Raw genomic sequence first — 18,010 nt, forward strand, 5'->3', positions numbered from 1 at the left:
CTACATTTGGACACATTGCTTATGTTCCTCCCCCAAGAAATCGTCCGCAAAAAACGCGACGGCGGCACCTTGAGCCCGGAAGAGATCCGCTTCTTCGTGCGCGGCATCCCGGACGGCAGCGTCACCGAAGGCCAGATCGCCGCGCTCGCGATGGCCGTCTACTTCAACGACATGACGATGGACGAGCGCGTCGCCTTCACGCTCGCGATGCGCGATTCCGGCCAGGTCATGGAGTGGAAATCGTTGCACCTGCCCGGCCCCGTCGTCGACAAGCATTCGACGGGCGGCGTCGGCGACGTCGTGTCGCTGATGCTCGGCCCGATGATCGCGGCATGTGGCGGCTTCGTGCCGATGATTTCCGGCCGCGGCCTGGGCCATACCGGCGGCACGCTCGACAAATTCGATTCGATTCCCGGCTACTGCACGGTGCCCGATCCGGAACTGTTCCGCAAGATCGTCAAGGACGTGGGCGTCGCCATCATCGGCCAGACCGCGCAGCTGGCGCCGGCCGACAAGCGTTTCTACAGCATCCGCGACACGACGGCGACCGTGGAATCCGTCGCCATGATCACGGGCTCGATCCTGTCGAAGAAGCTGGCGGCGGGCCTCGACGCCCTCGTCATGGACGTCAAGGTGGGCACCGGCGCGTTCATGCCGACTTATGAAAAATCCGTGGAGCTGGCGGAATCCATCGTCCACGTCGGCAACGGCGCCGGCACGCGCACGTCGGCGATCCTGACCGGCATGAACGAGTCGCTGTGCCCGGCGGCCGGCAATGCCGTCGAGGTGCGCGTCGCGATCGACTACCTGACCGGCAAGTCGCGCCCGGCGCGCCTGCACGAGGTGACGATGGCATTGTGCGCCGAGATGCTCGTCATCTCCGGCCTCGCCGCGACGGACGAGGCGGCGCGCGCGCGGCTGCAGCGCGCGCTCGATTCGGGCGAGGCGGCCGAGCGCTTCGCGCGCATGGTCGCGGCGCTGGGCGGCCCGGCCGACCTGATGGACGATCCCGATGCCCACCTGGCCCGCGCGCCGATCGTCGTGCCGGTGCCGGCGCCCGCATCCGGCTACGCGTATGCGACGGATTGCCGCGGCCTGGGCCTGGCCGTCGTCGGCCTGGGCGGCGGACGCATCCGCCCGCAGGACCCGATCGACTTCGCCGTCGGCCTCACCGACCTCGCCGAACTGGGCGCGCAGGTCGAGGCCGGCCAGCCGCTGGCGCTCGTCCACGCGCGCACGCAGGACGGCGCCGAACGCGCCGTGCGCGAGGTGCAGGCCGCCTACCGCATCGCGGCCGAGCGGCCGGCCGCGCAGCCGATGATCTACAAGACCATACGCCCATGAGCTACGAGAACCTGATCGCCGAAGCGCGCGCCGCGCGCGAGCTGGCCTACGCGCCGTACTCCCGCTTCAAGGTGGGCGCCGCGCTCGCCACCAAGGACGGCCGCGTGTTCCGCGGCTGTAACGTGGAGAACGCGTCCTACGGCCTGTGCAACTGCGCCGAGCGCACGGCCTTCTTTTCCGCCATCGCGCACGGCTACGCGCCGGGCGACTTCGCGGCGCTGGCCGTGATCGGCGACACGGCGGGCCCCATCGCCCCGTGCGGCGCGTGCCGCCAAGTGGTGCTGGAACTGGGCGGCGGCGACTTGCCGGTCGTGCTCGCGAACTTGAACGGCGACGTGATGGAAACGACGGCCGCCGCGCAACTGCCGAACGCCTTCGGCGGCCGCGACCTCGAAACGTAAGCACGGCCGCGCGCTGCGCGCGGTTCAGCGCCGTTTAAGGCAATCTTGCCCGGATGCTGTCAAACTTGAATTCAAGGACGGCCCCACAACATGGGGGCTATCCGATCATTCAAAGGAGCAGACGTCATGAGCCCGCAAGATTCGCAGATGTTGCACGATTTCCTGAGCCAGCTGATCCAGGCCCGCGGCATCCAGAAGGATCCGGACGCGGATGCCCTGATCCAGCGCGCCGTGGCCCAGCAGCCGGATGCCCCCTACCTGCTGGTGCAAAGGGCGTTGCTGCTCGAACAAGCCCTGAACAATGCGAAGGACCGCATCGCCGGGCTGGAGAGCCAGCTGCAGCAGGCACGTTCCGGTCAGCAAGGTGGCGATGGAAAATTCCTCGACGCCAATGCCTGGGGCAATAGCGGCAGGTCGCAGCCGGCCCAGTCCTACCAGCGCGACGTGCAGGCGCCGTATCCATCCCAGCAGCAATATCAGCAGCAATATCAGCCGCAGTACCAGAGCGCGCCGTCGTCGAGCTTCTTGCGCGGCGGCCTGGGCAGCACCCTTGGCTCGATCGCGGCGACGGCGGCCGGCGTCGCGGCCGGCGGCTTCCTGTTCCAGGGTCTGGAAAACATGTTCAGCCACCATGACTACGGCGGCGGCGGCAACCGCCTGCTGAACAGCGACGATCCGGCCAACAATCTGTTCAGCGACCAGTCCGGCAGCGCACTGGCCAACGAGGCCGGGCTGGGCGACGTCGACCAGGCGCTGGGCGGCGCGGCGCCGGATGGCCTGTTCGACGACAGTGTCGACAACGGCAGCCTGGACGGCGGCCAGGGATTTTTCGACGGGGACGGTTCGGACGAAGGGCTGTTCAGCTGATCAGCGGTTCGGCAGGAACAAATCCTCCGGCTTCCACGCATCGTACGTGCCGACGTTCCACACATGCCCTTCGAGGTCGCGGCACATGAAGCCGCGGCTGCCGAATTCCGTGTCGGCCGGTTCCTGCAGGATGACGGCGCCGGCCTGGCGCGCGCGCTCGCACACGCGGTCGGCATCAATCACCTGCAGGTAGACGGTCTGCGTCTGGCGGCCCTTGATCTCGTCCGGCTGCACGAGCAGCTTGCCGTATTCGCCTTCGTCGCTGACGGAGCCCAGCATGATCATGCCGTCGCCGAGCGTCAGTTGGGCGTGGGCGATGGCGCCGTCGATGCCGGGCACGGCGACCTGGCAGGCGAAGCCGAAGACTTCGCACAGCCAGTCGATGGCGGCGGGGGTGTCGCGGTAGCGCAGGCAGGGAATGACGCTGGAAGGCATGGCGGGCTCCGGTCGTGATTCACATCTGCTGGAAAAGATAGCTGTGATTGCGGCTTACTTCAAGCTCGCCGTCATAACCGCGCACCTTCAGCATCTGGCGCCCGCGCAGGTCGCGCTTGACCTCGGCGATGGCGTCCACGCGCACGAGCGTCGAACGGTGGATGCGCCAGAACTCGTCCGGGTCGAGCTCGTCCAGCAATTCCTTCAACGTCTTGCGGATCAGAAATTCGGCCGAGGCCGTCTGCACCCGCGTGTATTTTTCGTCGGACTGGAAGAACAGGACCTCGCGCGTGCTCACCATGCGCAGGCTGGAACCGACCTGGGCCTGGATCCAGCGCAGATAGGCCGGCTTGTCGGGCTTGCCCTTGTTTTCCAGCAAGGCCGTCAGCTTGGCCAGCTCGTGGCCGATGTCCTGCGGCGGCGCGGCGGCGGCGCCGTTGTCCGGCCTCGCGCGCGTGCGCAGGCGCGCCTGCAGCCGCGCGCACGTGGTCGCGAGGCGTTCCGCCGACACGGGTTTCAACAGATAGTCGAGCGCGCCCTGGGCGAACGCGTCCAGCGCGTACTGGTCGTAGGCCGTGGCGAACACGATGTGCGAGCGCTCGTACAGCCGGCGCGCAGCCTCGATGCCGGACAGGCCCGGCATGCGGATGTCGAGGAAGGCGATGTCCGGGCGGTGGCGCTCGCCCAGTTCGACGGCTTCCACGCCGTTCGCTGCCTCGGCCACGATCTGCAGCTCGGGCCAGACGCTGGCCAGGCGCGCGCGCAGCAGGTCGCGCATCGGGGCCTCGTCGTCGGCGATCAGTGCGGTGACCGGGCGTTGTTCCGGGCTCATGCGTCCTCCATCATCTTGTAGGGCAGGCGGATCGTGGCGCAGGCGCCGCCGCCCGGCGGGGTCGAGATGTCCAGCGCGGCCTCGGCGCCGTACAGCAGTTGCAGCCGCTCGCGGATATTGGCGAGGCCGACGCCGTCGTCCGCGTGCGGATCGATGCCGACGCCATCGTCGCACACTTCCACGTGCAGGTCGGCCCCGACCACGTGCGCGCGGACGGCGACGGTGCCGCCTTCGATCTTCGGCTCCAGGCCGTGCTTGATGGCGTTCTCGATCAGGGTCTGCAGCATCATCGGCGGGAACGGGGCGCTGCCGAGGAAGTCGGGCACGTCGAAGCGCACCTGCAGGCGTTCCTTCATCCGCGCCTGCATGATGGCGAGGTAGGCCCGCGACAACTCCACCTGCTTGCCCAGCGTGGCGCCGCCGCGCTGGCGCATCTGCGGCAAGGTCGAGCGCAGGTAGTCGATCAGGTGGGCGTGCACGCGCGCCGCTTCCTTCGGATCGGTCTCGATCAGCTGGCCGATCAGCGCCAGCGTGTTGAACAGGAAGTGCGGCTCGACCTGCGCCTGCAGCGCGGCCATCTGCGCCTCCATCAGCCGGCGTTCGAGGGTGGCGACGTTGGCCTGCGTCGTCGCTTCGCGCGCCATCAGTTCGGCCTTGCGCTTGCCGCCCGCCAGCACCTTCACGGCGAACGAGATGAAGACGTACCAGCCCGCCGGCTCGGGCGTGTTCAACATCCCGAAGAAGATCAGCACGAAGAACCACGTGAGGAACAGCTGGCGCCATTCGACGACGGCGACCCAGTCGAAGAAGCGCCACCACAATTTGCTGGCTTCGTTGAAGGCGTCGCGTACGAAGTCGAGGACGCGGTTGATGTCGCTGGCGCGCATGCCGTTCCCCTGCTTATTGCTTGCCGTAGTGGTCGCCGAATTGTTCCCGCTGCGCGCGGTGGCGGTCGACGGCGAAGGCGCCGATCACGACCTTGAGGCCCATGAACAGCACGAACAGGAACAGCGCCAGCGGCAGGATGCTGATCACGAAGGCGAGGACGATGCAGCAGGCCAGCATCGCGGGCCACGGCATCGTGGCGATGGTGCGCGCGCCGCGCCGGCAGGCCCGGACGATGTCGTGGGCGATGTCTTCCATCGTGGCGGCGAATTCGCGGAAAGCGGTCTTGTTCATGGCGACTCCTGAGGTGTGACTTGTTGCGATGGAGTCACTGTACATCCCTGGCGGCATGGTGGCCACAGCAGACCGACGAACTGCCGAAAACACGGGATGAGGGGTCGTGCGGCCCGACGGGCGGGTCGCCGCGGCGCGCCGATGGACCGGGCCATGTCGAAGTAATAAAATCGTATCCATGACTTCAGACATCCCAACTGGACGCAACGGCGCCCCATGACCCGCACCGGACGCCTGTTCCAATTGATGGACGCCCTGCGCGGCCACCGCCGGCCGGTGACGGCCAGCGCGCTGGCCGAGCGCCTCGGCGTGTCCGAGCGCACCATCTATCGCGACATCCAGACGCTCGCCCAGTTGGGGGCGCCCGTCGAGGGCTCGGCGGGCGTCGGCTACGTGCTGCGCACCGGGTTCTTCCTGCCGCCGCTGATGTTCGACGCCGACGAGCTGGAAGCCCTCGTGCTGGGCGCGCGCTGGGTGCGCCAGCAGGGCGACCCGGCGCTGTCCGCCGCGGCCGACCGCGCGCTGGCCAAGATCGCCACCGCCACGCCGCGCGACCTGCGCGACCACATGGCCGAGACGAGCTTGTGGGTGCCGGCCTTTCCGGCCGCGGCGCCGGTCGAGGCGTTCATCCAGCCCACGCGCGAGGCGATCCGGCGCCAGTGCAAGCTGCGCATCGCCTACCGCGACGAGCGCGACGTCGCCACCGAGCGCATCGTGTGGCCGTTCGCGCTCGCTTTTTTCGAAGGCAAGCGCGTCATGGCCGCGTGGTGCGAACTGCGCGACGCGATCCGCCACTTCCGCGTCGACCGCATCGTACGGGCCGAAGCGAGCACGGAACGCTACCCGTCGCCGCGCCACCAGCTGCTGCGGCGCTGGCGCCAAGAGTACGATATTCCCGAGTGATCCTGACAGGATCTGTCAGGGCCGGGCCTTAACATTGTCACATCTTCCACCCACAAGGAGACAGCAATGCAGCTCTACTACAACTCGTACTCGTCCAACACCCGCCGCGTGCTGCTGGCCGCGGAGCACCTCGGCATCCAGTTCGACCTCGTCGAGATCAACCTGGCCAGCCAGGACGATCGCCGCCGCCTCGAAGAAGTCAATGCCAACAGCAAGATCCCGGTGCTGATCGACGGCGACTTCGTCCTGTGGGAATCGTGCGCGATCATGCAATACCTGGCCGAGGGCACGCCCGGCCAGACCGTGTGGCCGCAGGACCGCCAGGCCCGGGCCGACGTGAACCGCTGGATGTTCTGGTCCTGCCAGCATTTCGGCCCGGCCGTCGGCGTGCTCACGTGGGAACACATCTGGAAGAAATTCGTCACGGGCCAGGATCCCGACGCGCAGGAGGTGGCGCGCGGCGAAGCCGACCTGGCCGAGGCGGCCCGCGTGCTCGAGAAGCACCTGTCCACGCGCCGCTGGCTCGTCGGCGACGACGTGACCTTGGCCGACTACGCGGTGGTGGCGCCGCTCATGTACAAAGAGAAGACGCGGCTGCCGCTGGACGGCTATCCGCACCTGCTGGCCTGGTTCGAGCGCATCCAGGCGCTGCCGGCGTGGCGCAACACCGACAAGGCCTGGTGATCGCGGCGCGCGGTTCCGGTCACGCCCGGCCGTCCGGGCGTGGACGGAGGCGCCGCCGCAGCACCAGCACGCCCAGGCCGAGGCCCAGCATGGACGCGGCCGCGGGTTCCGGAACCGGCGAGAGCAGCACGGCGTACGCCTTGCCGTTCAACAAACCGGTCGCCGCGATCTGTCCGTGGTCGTTGATGGCCTTGGGCAGCTGGATCGTCCAGCCGGCCGCCGGGTCGATCAGCGCGTCCAGGCTGGTGACCGTGTCGCCCTGCATGATGAAGGCGCCGAACGTGCCGCTGTCGCCGACGATCTGGCCCAGGTTGTTGATGTCGTAGGCGATGCTGCCTGTGCCGCCGAGCCTGGCGTCGAGGTTGATCAGCTTGCCGCCTTCGTACAGGAAAGCTTGCGGGATGTGGAAGTCGGCCAGGCTGTCGGAATAGCCGACGACCTGGCCGAGGTCGTTGATGGCGTAGGCGGTCGAATAGGCGTCGCCGAACGTGCCGAGGTCGGTCATGACGCCGTTCGAATACAGGAAGGGATGCACGGGCGGATCGCCCGGCCCGGCCTGGCCGGAGGCGCCGACGATCTGGCCGTGGTTGTTGATGTCGGTCGCCCCTGCGAACGGACTGGAAAAGCCGGGCAGGGTGCCGAGGTCCTGCAACGTGCCCCCGGGCGGCCGCACGAAGGCGCGTTCGCCGGAAAAGTCGTTCGGGTTCTCGGGCGCGAACGCGGAACCCACGGTGACGCCGGCGGCATTGATGCCCCAGCCATGGCTGCCGTTGCCGCCGAAGGTGCCGAGGTCCGTCATGCTGCCGTTCTGGTACAGGAAGGCGCGGCTCTGGCCGGCGGCATTGTCCGCCGAGCCGACGATCTGGCCGGCATCGTTCACGGCCGCGGCGATGCTGTTCGTGCCGCCGAACGTGCCGATGTCGACGGGCCCCGTGCCCGTGTTGACGAAGGCGCGGTAGCTGTTGAAGGACGGGTCGAAGGTCCTGCCCACCACCGTGCCCAGGTTGTTGAGGCCCCATGCCTGGCTGTCGGCGGCGCCCACGACGGTGAGGTCGTACGGCGTCGTCTGGGCCAGGGCGGGCAAGGTGGACGTGCCTGCGGCGCACAGGACGCATAGGAGCGCGAGTTTGCGGATCGCCATGATCGACATCGGAACCTCCTGATTCATCGTTGATCGGACTGCCAGGGCGATATTGCCCGGGCGCCAGCGGCCGTGGCTCCGCTGCTGAGATCAAGAATAGGGGGCGGGAACGCGCGCCGGTTTGTTACCCGTCATGGGTACGCGGCGTGCGCGGACGGCGCGTCGCGCTTATGCGACGGCCGCGTTCCAGTATGCGCGCAGCAGCCCGTAATAGACGGTGTCGGCCGGCTCGCCCTGCACGATCCACCGTTCGGGCATGAAACCTTCCTTGCGGAATCCGAGCTTTTCCAGCACCCGGGCCGACGCGGTGTTGCGCGGGTCGATGTCGGCTTCGACGCGGTTCAGGTCGAGTGCCGTGAAGCCGTAATCGAGCAGCGCGCGCAGCGCCTCGCTGACGTAGCCGGCGCCCCAGTGGGCGCGGGCGAGCGCATAGCCCAGTTCGCAGCGCCGGCTGGCGTCCACGAAGCGGTGCAGGCTGACGTTGCCGATCAGTTGTCCCGTCCCGCGCAGCGCGACGCCCAGGCGCATGCCGCTGCCGTCGGCGTACGCGGCCCGCGTGGCGGCGATGTGGTCGCGCGACTGGTCCAGCGTCGTCCACGGGCCGCTGCTCCAGTAGCGCGCCACCTCGGGGTCGGAAAACACGGCGTAGTGGGCGTCGACGTCGCGTTCGTCCATCCAGCGCAGCAGGAGGCGCGGCGTGGACAATTCGATGGGGTTCAAATCGGGCATGGGTTCTCCTGCAGGCCGACGGCGGCGAGCACCATGCCCGTGATCAGGCGTTCGGCGTCGTCGAAGTCGGACGGTTGCAACTGTTCGCGGTCGAGCACGAGCGTCATCTGCGCCGCGAAGTCGGCATACGACTGCGTCATCGCCCAGACGGCGAACAGCAGGTGGGTGGCGTTGACGGGCGCGATCTTTCCGTCCGCGACCCAGCGCTCGAACACGGCGATGTCGGCGCGCAGCAGCGGGATCACGCGGCTGCGGATCCGGTCGGCGTACAGCTTGGCGCCGCCGATCACTTCCATCGCATACACGCGCGACGCGAGCGGCTGCTCGCGCGAGAATTGCAGCTTCGCGCGCACGTAGGCGCGCAGCACGTCGCCCGGGTCCTTGCCCGGGTCGGCCAGGCAGGCCATGCGCGCGAGCCACTCGTCCAGCACGTTGTCGAGTACCCGCTGGTACAAGGCCTGCTTGGTCGGGAAGTAGTACATCAGGTTCTGCTTCGACAGGCCGGCGCGCTCCGCGACGGTGGCGATCGACGTGCCTTCGTAGCCGCATTCGGCGAACTGGCGCACGGCTTCGCCCAGGATGGCCGTTTCGACTTTGCCGCGGTGGCTGACGCGGTATTTGGCGGGGGCGGTGGTCATGGCGGATCTCCTCGGATCGAACACAGGAAGTCGAGCAGGGCGGGCTCGAAGGCATAGGCGACGTTGAAGCGGAACCAGGCGCAGGCGGGCGGTTGCAGCGAGAAGAATTCGCCCGGCGCCAGCAAGATGCCGGCGCGCAGCGCGCGCTCGGCGATGGCGCGGCCGTTGCCCCGGCCGTCCGGCCATCCCGCGCTGACGAACATCCCGCCGCGCGGCCTGGCGAGCGGCACGAGGCCCGCGTCGCCGAGGCGTTCGAGGGCCCGTTCGCGCGCGCCGTCCAGCTGCAGCACGAGGCGCTCGACCTGCTTGCGGTAGGCGCGGCTGCTGACGGCATCGTACACGGCGCGCTCGTTCACTTCGGACGTCGTCAGGCCCGTGAGCATCTTGACGCGCACCAGTTCCGGCAACAGGGAGGCCGACGCGCAGATCGAGCCCACGCGCAGCACGGGCGACAGGGTCTTCGAAAAGCTGCCGATGCGGATCACGCGGCGCAGGCCATCCATCGCGGCCAGCGACGATTCGCCGCGCACGGCCAGTTCGCGGTAGATATCGTCCTCGACGAGCCAGAAGTCGTACTGCTCGGACAGCGCCAGCAGCCGGTGCGCCTGCGCCTGCGACAGCGACGTGCCGAGGGGATTCTGCAGCACCGTGTTGACGAACATGAGTTTCGGCTGGCGCGCCTGGGCCTCCTGCGCGAGGACGTCCATGTCCAGGCCGTGCGCGCCGCGCGGGATGCCGACGGCTTCGCACCCGTGGTGGCGCACGAGGGCGAGCAGGTTGCTGTAGCCGGGATCCTCGACGAACACGACGTCGCCCGGCCGGGTGAGCGTGCGCAGCACGAGGTCGAATGCGTGGGTGGCGCCGTGCGTGAGCAGGATCTGCTCGGGTTGGACGGCGAACAGGTCGGCCGACAGCGCGGCCGCCAGGTGCTGGCGCAGGCTGGGAAAGCCGAGCGGATGGCCGTAGCCGCGCAGGCGGCCGGCCGGGATCTTCATCGCGTGGCGCACGGCGTCGAGGATCGTCGATGCGCCATACCATTCGGGCGGCAGCCAGCCGGCGCCGACGGGCAGCGCGTCCGTCTGGCCGGAATACAGGTCGGGCGTGAGCGTGTCGACGACGCCGGCGGCGGCGGGCAGCGCGGCCTGCTGCGCCGGCGCGTCCGCGCCGCGCGCCACGAAAAAGCCGGAGCCGCGCCGCGACGAGAGCAGGCCCAGATGCAGCAGGCGGTCATACGATTCGACGACGGTGAAGGTGCTGACGCCGTTCACTTTTGCGAATTGTCGAACGGACGGCATCTTCGTCCCGGCGGGCAGCGCGCGCCGATTTACCATCTCGGCGATGGCCGCGACGATCTGGTCCACCAGGCTGCCGCGGCGCTGGCGGTCGATCGCCAGCACGGGCCATCCCTCGCTCTCGCTCTTGTCGGTCGGATCCATCGTTACTCCATCGGGGCTGCGTCGTGCGCGACGCCGGCAACTGTACAGGCTATGCTACCAGTACGGTTGGCCATTTTCGCAGATTGTGTATATGTGCCACTGTTGCTCTGCTGTCTATTATTGCATCATTGTTTTTGCCAGTTGGTAAATTTGTAGGCTGGCTGTCAGATTACTAGGGGAGTCGCATGTACGAGTCTAGACCCGAATCGATGTCATCCTTCTGGATGCCATTCACCAACAACCGCGACTTCAAGGCGCACCCGCGCCTCCTCGTCTCGGCGCAAGGGATGTATTACAAGGACGTCGACGGCAACGCCGTGCTCGACGGCACCGCCGGCCTGTGGTGCGTCCCGTGCGGCCACGCGCAGCCGAAGATCGTCGCCGCCGTCAGCGAGATGGTCGGCCAGCTCGATTTCGCGCCCACGTTCCAGATGGGCCACCCGGCCGCCTTCGACCTGGCCGAGCGGCTGATGGACTACACGAACCACAAGTTCGGCCACGTGTTCTACACGAACTCCGGCTCGGAAGCCGTGGACACCGCCCTCAAGATCGCGCTGGCCTACCACAAGGCGCGCGGCGAGGGCGGACGCACGCGGCTGATCGGGCGCGAGCGCGGGTACCACGGCGTCGGCTTCGGCGGCCTGTCCGTCGGCGGCATCGGCCCGAACCGCAAGGCCTTCGGGCCGCTGCTGCCGGGCGTCGACCACCTGCCGCACACGCACAACCTCGCGCAGAACGCGTTCTCGCGCGGCGAGCCGGAACACGGCGCGGAACTGGCGGACGAGCTGGAACGCATCGTCGCGCTGCACGATCCGTCGACCATCGCGGCCGTGATCGTCGAACCCGTGTCGGGATCGACGGGCGTGCTGGTCCCGCCGAAGGGCTATCTGAAGCGCCTGCGCGAGATCTGCACCAAATACGGCATCCTGCTGATCTTCGACGAAGTGATCACGGGCTTCGGCCGGCTGACGACGCCGTTCGCCGTCGACTACTTCGACGTCGAACCGGACCTGATGACGACGGCGAAAGGCCTCACGAACGGCGTCGTGCCGATGGGCGCCGTGTTCTCGAAAACATTCATCCACGACGCGTTCATGGACGCGCCGGCCGGCATCGAACTGGCCCACGGCTACACGTATTCCGGCCACCCGCTGGCCTGCGCGGCGTCGCTGGCGACGCTCGACGTCTTCGCGGAGCAGGGCATCCTGGACAACGCGAAGAACCTGCAACCGTACTGGGAAGACGCCGTACACAGCCTGCGCGGCCTGCCGCACGTGATCGACATCCGCACCATCGGCCTCGTCGCCGGCATCGAGCTGGCCGGCATTCCCGGCAAGCCGGGCGCGCGCGCGTTCGCCGCGTTCAAGCAGGCCTTCGCCGACGGCATCCTGATCCGCACGACGGGCGACATCATCGCGTTGTCGCCGCCGCTCGTGCTGGAGAAGAAGCACATCGACGAGTTGTTCGGCAAGCTGGCCACCGTCCTCAAGAACCTCGACTGAATCGACTGAAAGAACCCATGGAGACCATCAATCACTACGTCAATGGCCGCGTGGCCGAGGGCACCGGCGGACGCTACGCCGACGTCTACAACCCCGCGCTGGGCGAACCGTGCGCGCGCGTGGCGCTGGCGAGCGGCGGCGACGTGGACGCGGCCGTCGCGGCGGCCCATGCCGCGTTTCCCGCCTGGGCCGCGACGCCCCCGCTGGCGCGCGCCCGCGTGCTGTTCAACTACCTGCAGCTGTGCCAGCGCCACGTGGACGAATTCGCGGCGCTGGTCGTGCGCGAACACGGCAAGACGTTCGCCGACGCCCGCGGCGAAGTCGCGCGCGGCATCGAGGTCGTCGAATTCGCGGTGGGCATCCCGCAACTGCTCAAGGGCGAGTTCACGGACCAGATCGCGCGCGGCATCGACGCGTGGTCGATGCGCCAGCCGCTGGGCGCCGTCGCGGGCATCACGCCGTTCAACTTCCCCGTGATGGTGCCGATGTGGATGTTCCCGGTCGCGATCGCGTGCGGCAACACGTTCGTGCTGAAACCGTCGGAGCGCGATCCGTCGGCGTCGCTGCTGCATGCGCGCCTGCTCAAGGAAGCGGGCCTGCCGGACGGCGTGTTCAACGTCGTGCAGGGCGACAAGGCCGCGGTCGACGCGCTGCTGGACCACCCGGACATCCAGGCCGTCAGCTTCGTCGGCTCCACGCCGATCGCGGAATATATTTATGCGCGCGGCAGCGCGGCCGGCAAGCGCGTGCAGGCACTGGGCGGCGCCAAGAACCACATGGTCGTGATGCCGGACGCCGATATGGACATGGCCGTCGACGCCCTCATCGGGGCCGCGTACGGCTCGGCGGGCGAGCGCTGCATGGCGATCTCGGTGGCGGTGGCCATCGGCGACGCGGGCGATGCGCTCGTCGCCCGGCTGGCCGAGCGCACGCGCGCCCTGAAGATCGCGGACGGCATGGCGGACGGCGCCGAGATGGGGCCGGTCGTCACGCTCGCGGCCAAGCAGCGCATCGAACGGCTGATCGGCGAAGGCGTGGAGCAGGGCGCGACGCTCGTCGTCGACGGCCGCGGCTTCCAGGTGCAGGAGCGCGCGAACGGCTTCTTCGTGGGCGGCACGCTGTTCGACCACGTTCTGCCTTCCATGTCGATCTACCGGGAAGAGATCTTCGGACCCGTGCTGTGCGTCGTGCGCCTGCCGGACGTGGGCAGCGCTTTGGCCCTCATCAACGGCAACGAGTACGGCAACGGCGTGGCCGTGTTTACCCGCGACGGCGGCGTGGCGCGCGAATTCGTGCGCCAGGTGCAAGTGGGCATGGTCGGCGTGAACGTGCCGTTGCCCGTGCCGATGGCGTTCAGCAGCTTCGGCGGGTGGAAGAAAAGCCTGTTCGGGGACCACCACGCGTACGGGCCGGAAGGCGTGCGGTTCTATACGCGGCAAAAGGCCGTCATGCAGCGGTGGCCGAATACGGCGAGCAGCGGGGTGGAGTTCGCATTTCCTCAAATGAAATGATGGCCACGATCCGTTGAACTTGACGTAGGGTGGGCACCCCGTGCCCACCAAACGGTTCTCGAGGTAGTCCTCGTATCACCACGTACAAGAAGGGATGCTTCATGATCGAGTCACTCCACCATCTGCCCCACGCCGCCGGCACGCACGCCGCCTTGTCCGAGCGCTTCACGGACCTCGCGCCGGCGCTGACGGCCCGCCAGGCCGCCATCGAGAGCGCCCGCTGCCTGTACTGCTACGACGCACCTTGCACCCGCGCGTGCCCGACGGGCATCGACGTGGCGAGCTTCATCCGCAACATCCACGAAGGCAACGTGGATGGCGCCGCCGTCAACATCCTCAAGCAGAACATCTTCGGCGGCAGCTGTTCGCGCGTGTGTCCGACGGAGATCCTGTGCGAGGACGCCTGCGTGCGCAACCACGACGCCGAAGGCCAGCCCGTGAAGATCGGCCTGCTGCAGCGCCACGCCATCGACAACGCGCACTTCGCCGGCCACCCGTTCCAGCGCGCGCCATCGACCGGCAAGACCATCGCCGTCGTGGGCGCCGGCCCGGCCGGGCTGGCATGCGCGCACCGGCTCGCGATGCTGGGGCATGACGTCGTCGTGTTCGAGGCGCGCGACAAGGCGGGAGGCCTCAACGAATACGGCATCGCCAAGTACAAGCTGCCGGGCGACTTCGCCCAGCGCGAGGTCGACTTCCTGCTGTCCATCGGGGGCATCGAGATCCAGTACGGCCGCGTCCTGGGCGGCAACCTGCACCTGCAGGACCTGCACACGCGCTACGACGCCGTCTTCCTCGGCCTGGGCCTCGGCGCCAGCCGCCGGCTCGGCCTCACGGGCGAGGACGCGCCCGGCCTCGCGGTCGCCGTCGACTACATCGCCACCCTGCGCCAGGCGGCCGACCTCGCGGCGCTGCCGGTGCCGCGGCGCGCCGTCGTGATCGGCGCCGGCAACACGGCCGTCGACATGGCCGTGCAGATCGGGCGTCTCGGCGCGGAAGAGGTCACGCTCGTCTACCGCCGCGGCGTCGAGGCGATGAGCGCGACGGATCACGAGATCGAGATCGCCAGGGCGAACGGCGTGCGCATCCGCACGTGGGCCGCGCCGCACGAGGTGCTGCTGGACGACGCGGGACGCGTGCGCGGCATGCGCTTCGAGGAGACGCGCCTGCTTGACGGCCGCCTCGCCGGCACGGGCGCCTTCGTCGACGTCGCGGCCGATGCCGTGTTCAAGGCGATCGGCCAGCACATGGATGCGGGCGCGCTGTCCGATCCGCTGGCGGGCGAGATCGAACGTGAAGGTAAGGAAGGCGAACTGCGGATCCACGTCGACGCCAGGTTCCGCACCAAACTGCCGGGCGTGTACGCGGGCGGCGATTGCGTGGCGCCGGGGCAGGACCTGACGGTGCAGGCCGTCCAGCACGGCAAGCTGGCCGCGCTGGCGATCCATGACGACATCCTTTCCAAAGCGGAGGCATGATGGCCGACCTGAGCATCGAATTCTGCGGCATCAAGTCGCCGAACCCTTTCTGGCTGGCGTCCGCGCCGCCGACCGACAAGGCCTACAACGTCGTGCGCGCCTTCGAGGCCGGGTGGGGCGGCGTCGTGTGGAAGACGCTCGGCGAGGACCCGCCGGCCGTCAACGTGTCGTCGCGCTACTCGGCGCTGCACGGGAAGAACCGCGAGGTGATCGGCTTCAACAACATCGAGCTGATCACCGACCGCAGCCTCGAGATCAACCTGCGCGAGATCACGCAGGTCAAGAAGGATTGGCCGGACCGCGCGCTGATCGTGTCGATGATGCTGCCGTGCGAGGAAGCGCCGTGGCGCGAGATCCTGCCGCTCGTCGAGGCGACGGGTGCCGATGGCATCGAACTGAACTTCGGCTGCCCGCACGGCATGCCCGAGCGCGGGATGGGCGCCGCCGTCGGCCAGCAGCCGGACCTGATCGAACAGGTCACGCGCTGGTGCAAGACGCATACGCGGCTGCCGGTGATCGTCAAGCTGACCCCGAACATCACGGACGTGCGCGCGCCCGCGCGGGCGGCACTGGCGGGCGGGGCGGATGCCGTCTCGCTGATCAACACCATCAATTCGATCACGCACCTGGACCTGGACCGCATGGTCGCGTTTCCCGCCGTCGGCAACGCCAGCACGCATGGCGGCTATTGCGGCACCGCCGTGAAGCCCATCGCGCTGAACATGGTGGCCGAGATCGCGCGCGACCCCGTCACGAGAGGTTTGCCGATATCCGGCATCGGCGGCATCGGCAACTGGCGCGACGCGGCCGAATTCATCGCACTGGGCGCCGGCTCGGTGCAGGTGTGCACCGCGGCGATGCTGCACGGCTTCCGCATCGTCGAGGAGATGAAGGACGGCTTGTCGCGCTGGATGGATGCGAAGGGGTATGAAAACATCGCGGCGTTCTCGCGCAAGGCCGTGCCCAACACGACGGACTGGAAATACCTGGACATGAACTACCAGGTCATCGCGCGCATCGACCAGGACAAGTGCATCCAGTGCGGGCGTTGCCACGTCGCGTGCGAGGATACGTCGCACCAGGCCATCGCCCGCATCGTCGACGGCAATGCGCGACGGTACGAGGTCATAGCCCAGGAATGCGTGGGCTGCAACCTGTGCGAGATCACCTGTCCCGTCGAAGGGTGCATCACGATGGTGCCGCAGCAGACGGGCAAGCCGTATATGAATTGGACGCAGGATCCCAGGAATCCGCGGACGGATATTACGACGTAGGGTGGGCTCCCCGAGCCCACCGAGGCATGCCGATGGGCACGCATGGTGGGCACAGGGTGCCCACCCTACGGCATACGTAATTGCCTGGCATCGCTCTTGCTGCTAATGTCGCAATGCCCGCCAACCGATGGAGACCGCCCCGATGAGCCTTGACCCCGCAACGAACCAGGACCTGTGGAACGAAGACCTGGCGCCGACCAGCGCGGCGCAGCGCACGTGGCGCTGGTATCACTTCGCCGCCCTGTGGGTCGGCATGGTGATGTGCATCCCGGCCTATACGCTGTCGGCCAGCCTGATCGAAGCCGGCATGTCCGCCTACCAGGCCGTGTTCACCGTGTTCCTCGCCAACGCCATCGTGCTGCTGCCGATGCTGCTGATCGGCCATGCCGGCACCAAGTACGGCATCCCGTACGCCGTGCTGGCGCGCGCGGCGTTCGGCACGCGCGGGGCGCGGCTGCCGGCGCTGATGCGCGCCATCGTCGCGTGCGGGTGGTACGGCATCCAGACGTGGTTCGGCGGCAGCATGATCTACACCTTGCTGGGCGTGCTGGCCGGGCACGAGATCGGCGGCGCGAAGCTGGACGGCTTCGGCATCAACGGCGCGCAGCTGCTGTGCTTCGTCGTGTTCTGGGCGATCCAGTTCTGGTTCATCGTGCACGGCATGGATTCGATCCGCAAGCTGGAGACGTACACGGCCCCGCTCAAGATCGCGATCTGCTTCGTGCTGCTCGGCTGGGTGTACCAGAAGGCCGGCGGCTTCGGGCCGCTGCTCGACGCGCCGTCGCAATTCGTCGCCGGCGGCAAGAAGGCCGGCCAGTTCTGGACCACGTTCTGGCCGTCGCTGACGGCGATGGTCGGCTTCTGGGCCACGCTCGCGCTGAACATCCCCGACTTCACCCGCTTCGCGCGCACGCAGCGCGACCAGGTGCTGGGCCAGTCGATCGGCCTGCCGGTGCCCATGGGCCTCCTGGCGGCGCTCGCCGTCATCGTCACGTCGGCCACCGTCGTCCTGTACGGCAAGGCATTGTGGGACCCTGTCGACCTGGCCAGCCGCATGACGGGCGCCGCCGTGCTGATCGCGCTCATTGTCCTGCTCGTGGACACCGTCAGCGTCAACCTGGCCGCGAACCTCGTCGGCCCGGCCTACGATTTTTCCGCGCTGGCGCCGCGCCGCATCTCGTACCGCACGGGCGGCTACATCACGGCCGGCATCGCGCTCGTCATGATGCCGTGGAAGATCCTCGAATCGACGCAAGGCTACATCTTCACGTGGCTGATCGGTTATTCCGCGCTGCTGGGGCCCATCGCCGGCGTGCTGATCATCGACTACTACCTGATCCGCCGCACCGAGCTCGCCGTCGACCAGCTGTACAAGGACGACGGCATCTACGGCTACAAGAACGGCTGGAACCGCGCCGCCATCGTCGCATTCGTCGCCGGCGTGCTGCCGAACATCCCGGGCTTCTTGAATGCGGCGTTTCCGGCGTCGTTCCCGGACGTGGGTGCCGGCTTCAAGACCCTGTACACCTATGCGTGGTTCGTCGGGATCGCGATTTCCGCGCTCGTGTACGGCCTCATGATGAAGGGCAGGGCGGCGCCGGCGCTGCGTCCGGCCCGTTCGCTCGATTGATGCACCGATCGTAAAAAGGGGAGACA

The 18,010-nt window shown here is 68.1% G+C and carries 18 protein-coding genes; 10 read left to right on the forward strand and 8 right to left on the reverse strand.

Annotated features, from left to right (window positions below; all coding sequences use genetic code 11):
- The first annotated feature begins 21 nt into the window (after window positions 1-21).
- From deoA to ISF28_RS07215, 3 genes are all read left to right on the forward strand, one after another.
- Complete coding sequence (gene deoA, locus ISF28_RS07205; protein ID WP_198116475.1) at window positions 22-1,344, forward strand: thymidine phosphorylase; 1,323 nt, start codon at window positions 22-24, stop codon at window positions 1,342-1,344.
- The gene (locus tag ISF28_RS07210) at window positions 1,341-1,745 is read left to right on the forward strand and encodes a cytidine deaminase (RefSeq protein WP_198116476.1); all 405 of its coding nucleotides are present in this window, start codon (window positions 1,341-1,343) and stop codon (window positions 1,743-1,745) included. The genes deoA and ISF28_RS07210 overlap by 4 nt, the downstream gene beginning before the upstream one ends.
- Window positions 1,746-1,871: 126 nt before the next feature.
- Window positions 1,872-2,612 carry a DUF2076 domain-containing protein gene (locus tag ISF28_RS07215; RefSeq protein WP_198116477.1) on the forward strand — a complete coding sequence of 247 codons (741 nt, stop codon included), beginning with the start codon at window positions 1,872-1,874 and terminating at the stop codon, window positions 2,610-2,612.
- Here the strand turns inward: ISF28_RS07215 and ISF28_RS07220 are convergent, their stop codons facing one another.
- The 4 genes from ISF28_RS07220 to ISF28_RS07235 are packed head-to-tail and all read right to left on the reverse strand — an operon-like array spanning window position 2,613 to window position 5,058.
- Window positions 2,613-3,047, reverse strand: coding sequence for a VOC family protein (locus tag ISF28_RS07220; protein ID WP_198116478.1), 435 nt, complete (start codon window positions 3,045-3,047; stop codon window positions 2,613-2,615).
- 19 nt (window positions 3,048-3,066) lie between these two features.
- On the reverse strand, window positions 3,067-3,879 hold the full coding sequence (locus ISF28_RS07225) for a LytR/AlgR family response regulator transcription factor (protein ID WP_198116479.1): 813 nt from the start codon (window positions 3,877-3,879) through the stop codon (window positions 3,067-3,069).
- A complete protein-coding gene (locus ISF28_RS07230; RefSeq protein ID WP_198116480.1) occupies window positions 3,876-4,766 on the reverse strand; it encodes a sensor histidine kinase in 891 nt (296 codons plus the stop codon). Before ISF28_RS07230 ends, ISF28_RS07225 begins: the two co-directional genes overlap by 4 nt.
- 13 nt (window positions 4,767-4,779) lie before the next feature.
- Complete coding sequence (locus tag ISF28_RS07235) at window positions 4,780-5,058, reverse strand: hypothetical protein (RefSeq protein WP_198116481.1); 279 nt, start codon at window positions 5,056-5,058, stop codon at window positions 4,780-4,782.
- Between the two features lie 216 nt (window positions 5,059-5,274).
- Between ISF28_RS07235 and ISF28_RS07240 the strand changes: the two genes are divergently transcribed.
- Together ISF28_RS07240 and ISF28_RS07245 are read left to right on the forward strand one after the other, a co-directional pair.
- A complete protein-coding gene (locus ISF28_RS07240) occupies window positions 5,275-5,961 on the forward strand; it encodes a helix-turn-helix transcriptional regulator (RefSeq protein ID WP_198116482.1) in 687 nt (228 codons plus the stop codon).
- Window positions 5,962-6,027: 66 nt separating this feature from the next.
- Window positions 6,028-6,645, forward strand: coding sequence for a glutathione S-transferase family protein (locus ISF28_RS07245; protein WP_198116483.1), 618 nt, complete (start codon window positions 6,028-6,030; stop codon window positions 6,643-6,645).
- 19 nt (window positions 6,646-6,664) lie between these two features.
- Here the strand turns inward: ISF28_RS07245 and ISF28_RS07250 are convergent, their stop codons facing one another.
- The 4 genes from ISF28_RS07250 to ISF28_RS07265 all read right to left on the reverse strand — a co-directional run bounded on the left by ISF28_RS07250 (window position 6,665) and on the right by ISF28_RS07265 (window position 10,589).
- A complete protein-coding gene (locus ISF28_RS07250; RefSeq protein ID WP_198116484.1) occupies window positions 6,665-7,795 on the reverse strand; it encodes a PEP-CTERM sorting domain-containing protein in 1,131 nt (376 codons plus the stop codon).
- Window positions 7,796-7,954: 159 nt separating this feature from the next.
- The gene (locus ISF28_RS07255; protein WP_198116485.1) at window positions 7,955-8,515 is read right to left on the reverse strand and encodes a GNAT family N-acetyltransferase; all 561 of its coding nucleotides are present in this window, start codon (window positions 8,513-8,515) and stop codon (window positions 7,955-7,957) included.
- Window positions 8,503-9,153: a TetR/AcrR family transcriptional regulator gene (locus tag ISF28_RS07260; RefSeq protein ID WP_198116486.1), complete on the reverse strand. Its 651-nt coding sequence runs from the start codon at window positions 9,151-9,153 to the stop codon at window positions 8,503-8,505. Before ISF28_RS07260 ends, ISF28_RS07255 begins: the two co-directional genes overlap by 13 nt.
- A complete protein-coding gene (locus ISF28_RS07265) occupies window positions 9,150-10,589 on the reverse strand; it encodes an aminotransferase-like domain-containing protein (RefSeq protein ID WP_198116487.1) in 1,440 nt (479 codons plus the stop codon). Before ISF28_RS07265 ends, ISF28_RS07260 begins: the two co-directional genes overlap by 4 nt.
- Window positions 10,590-10,774: 185 nt before the next feature.
- Here ISF28_RS07265 and aptA point away from each other — a divergent pair, with 185 nt between their 5' ends.
- The 5 genes from aptA (at window position 10,775) to ISF28_RS07290 (ending at window position 17,984) form a co-directional block, all read left to right on the forward strand.
- On the forward strand, window positions 10,775-12,091 hold the full coding sequence (gene aptA / locus ISF28_RS07270) for an omega-aminotransferase AptA (RefSeq protein ID WP_198116488.1): 1,317 nt from the start codon (window positions 10,775-10,777) through the stop codon (window positions 12,089-12,091).
- A 17-nt stretch (window positions 12,092-12,108) separates the two neighbouring features.
- Window positions 12,109-13,602, forward strand: a complete 1,494-nt coding sequence (locus ISF28_RS07275) for a CoA-acylating methylmalonate-semialdehyde dehydrogenase (RefSeq protein WP_198116489.1) — start codon at window positions 12,109-12,111, stop codon at window positions 13,600-13,602.
- 101 nt (window positions 13,603-13,703) lie between these two features.
- Window positions 13,704-15,080 carry an NAD(P)-dependent oxidoreductase gene (locus ISF28_RS07280; protein ID WP_198116490.1) on the forward strand — a complete coding sequence of 459 codons (1,377 nt, stop codon included), beginning with the start codon at window positions 13,704-13,706 and terminating at the stop codon, window positions 15,078-15,080.
- Window positions 15,080-16,354 (forward strand): NAD-dependent dihydropyrimidine dehydrogenase subunit PreA, encoded by a 1,275-nt coding sequence (gene preA, locus ISF28_RS07285; protein WP_198116491.1) that lies wholly within the window; start codon window positions 15,080-15,082, stop codon window positions 16,352-16,354. The genes ISF28_RS07280 and preA overlap by 1 nt, the downstream gene beginning before the upstream one ends.
- 142 nt (window positions 16,355-16,496) lie before the next feature.
- Window positions 16,497-17,984 (forward strand): NCS1 family nucleobase:cation symporter-1, encoded by a 1,488-nt coding sequence (locus tag ISF28_RS07290; RefSeq protein WP_198116492.1) that lies wholly within the window; start codon window positions 16,497-16,499, stop codon window positions 17,982-17,984.
- Window positions 17,985-18,010 lie beyond the last annotated feature (26 nt).

Source organism: Massilia rhizosphaerae, from assembly GCF_016093545.1.
Lineage (GTDB): Bacteria > Pseudomonadota > Gammaproteobacteria > Burkholderiales > Burkholderiaceae_D > Telluria > Telluria rhizosphaerae.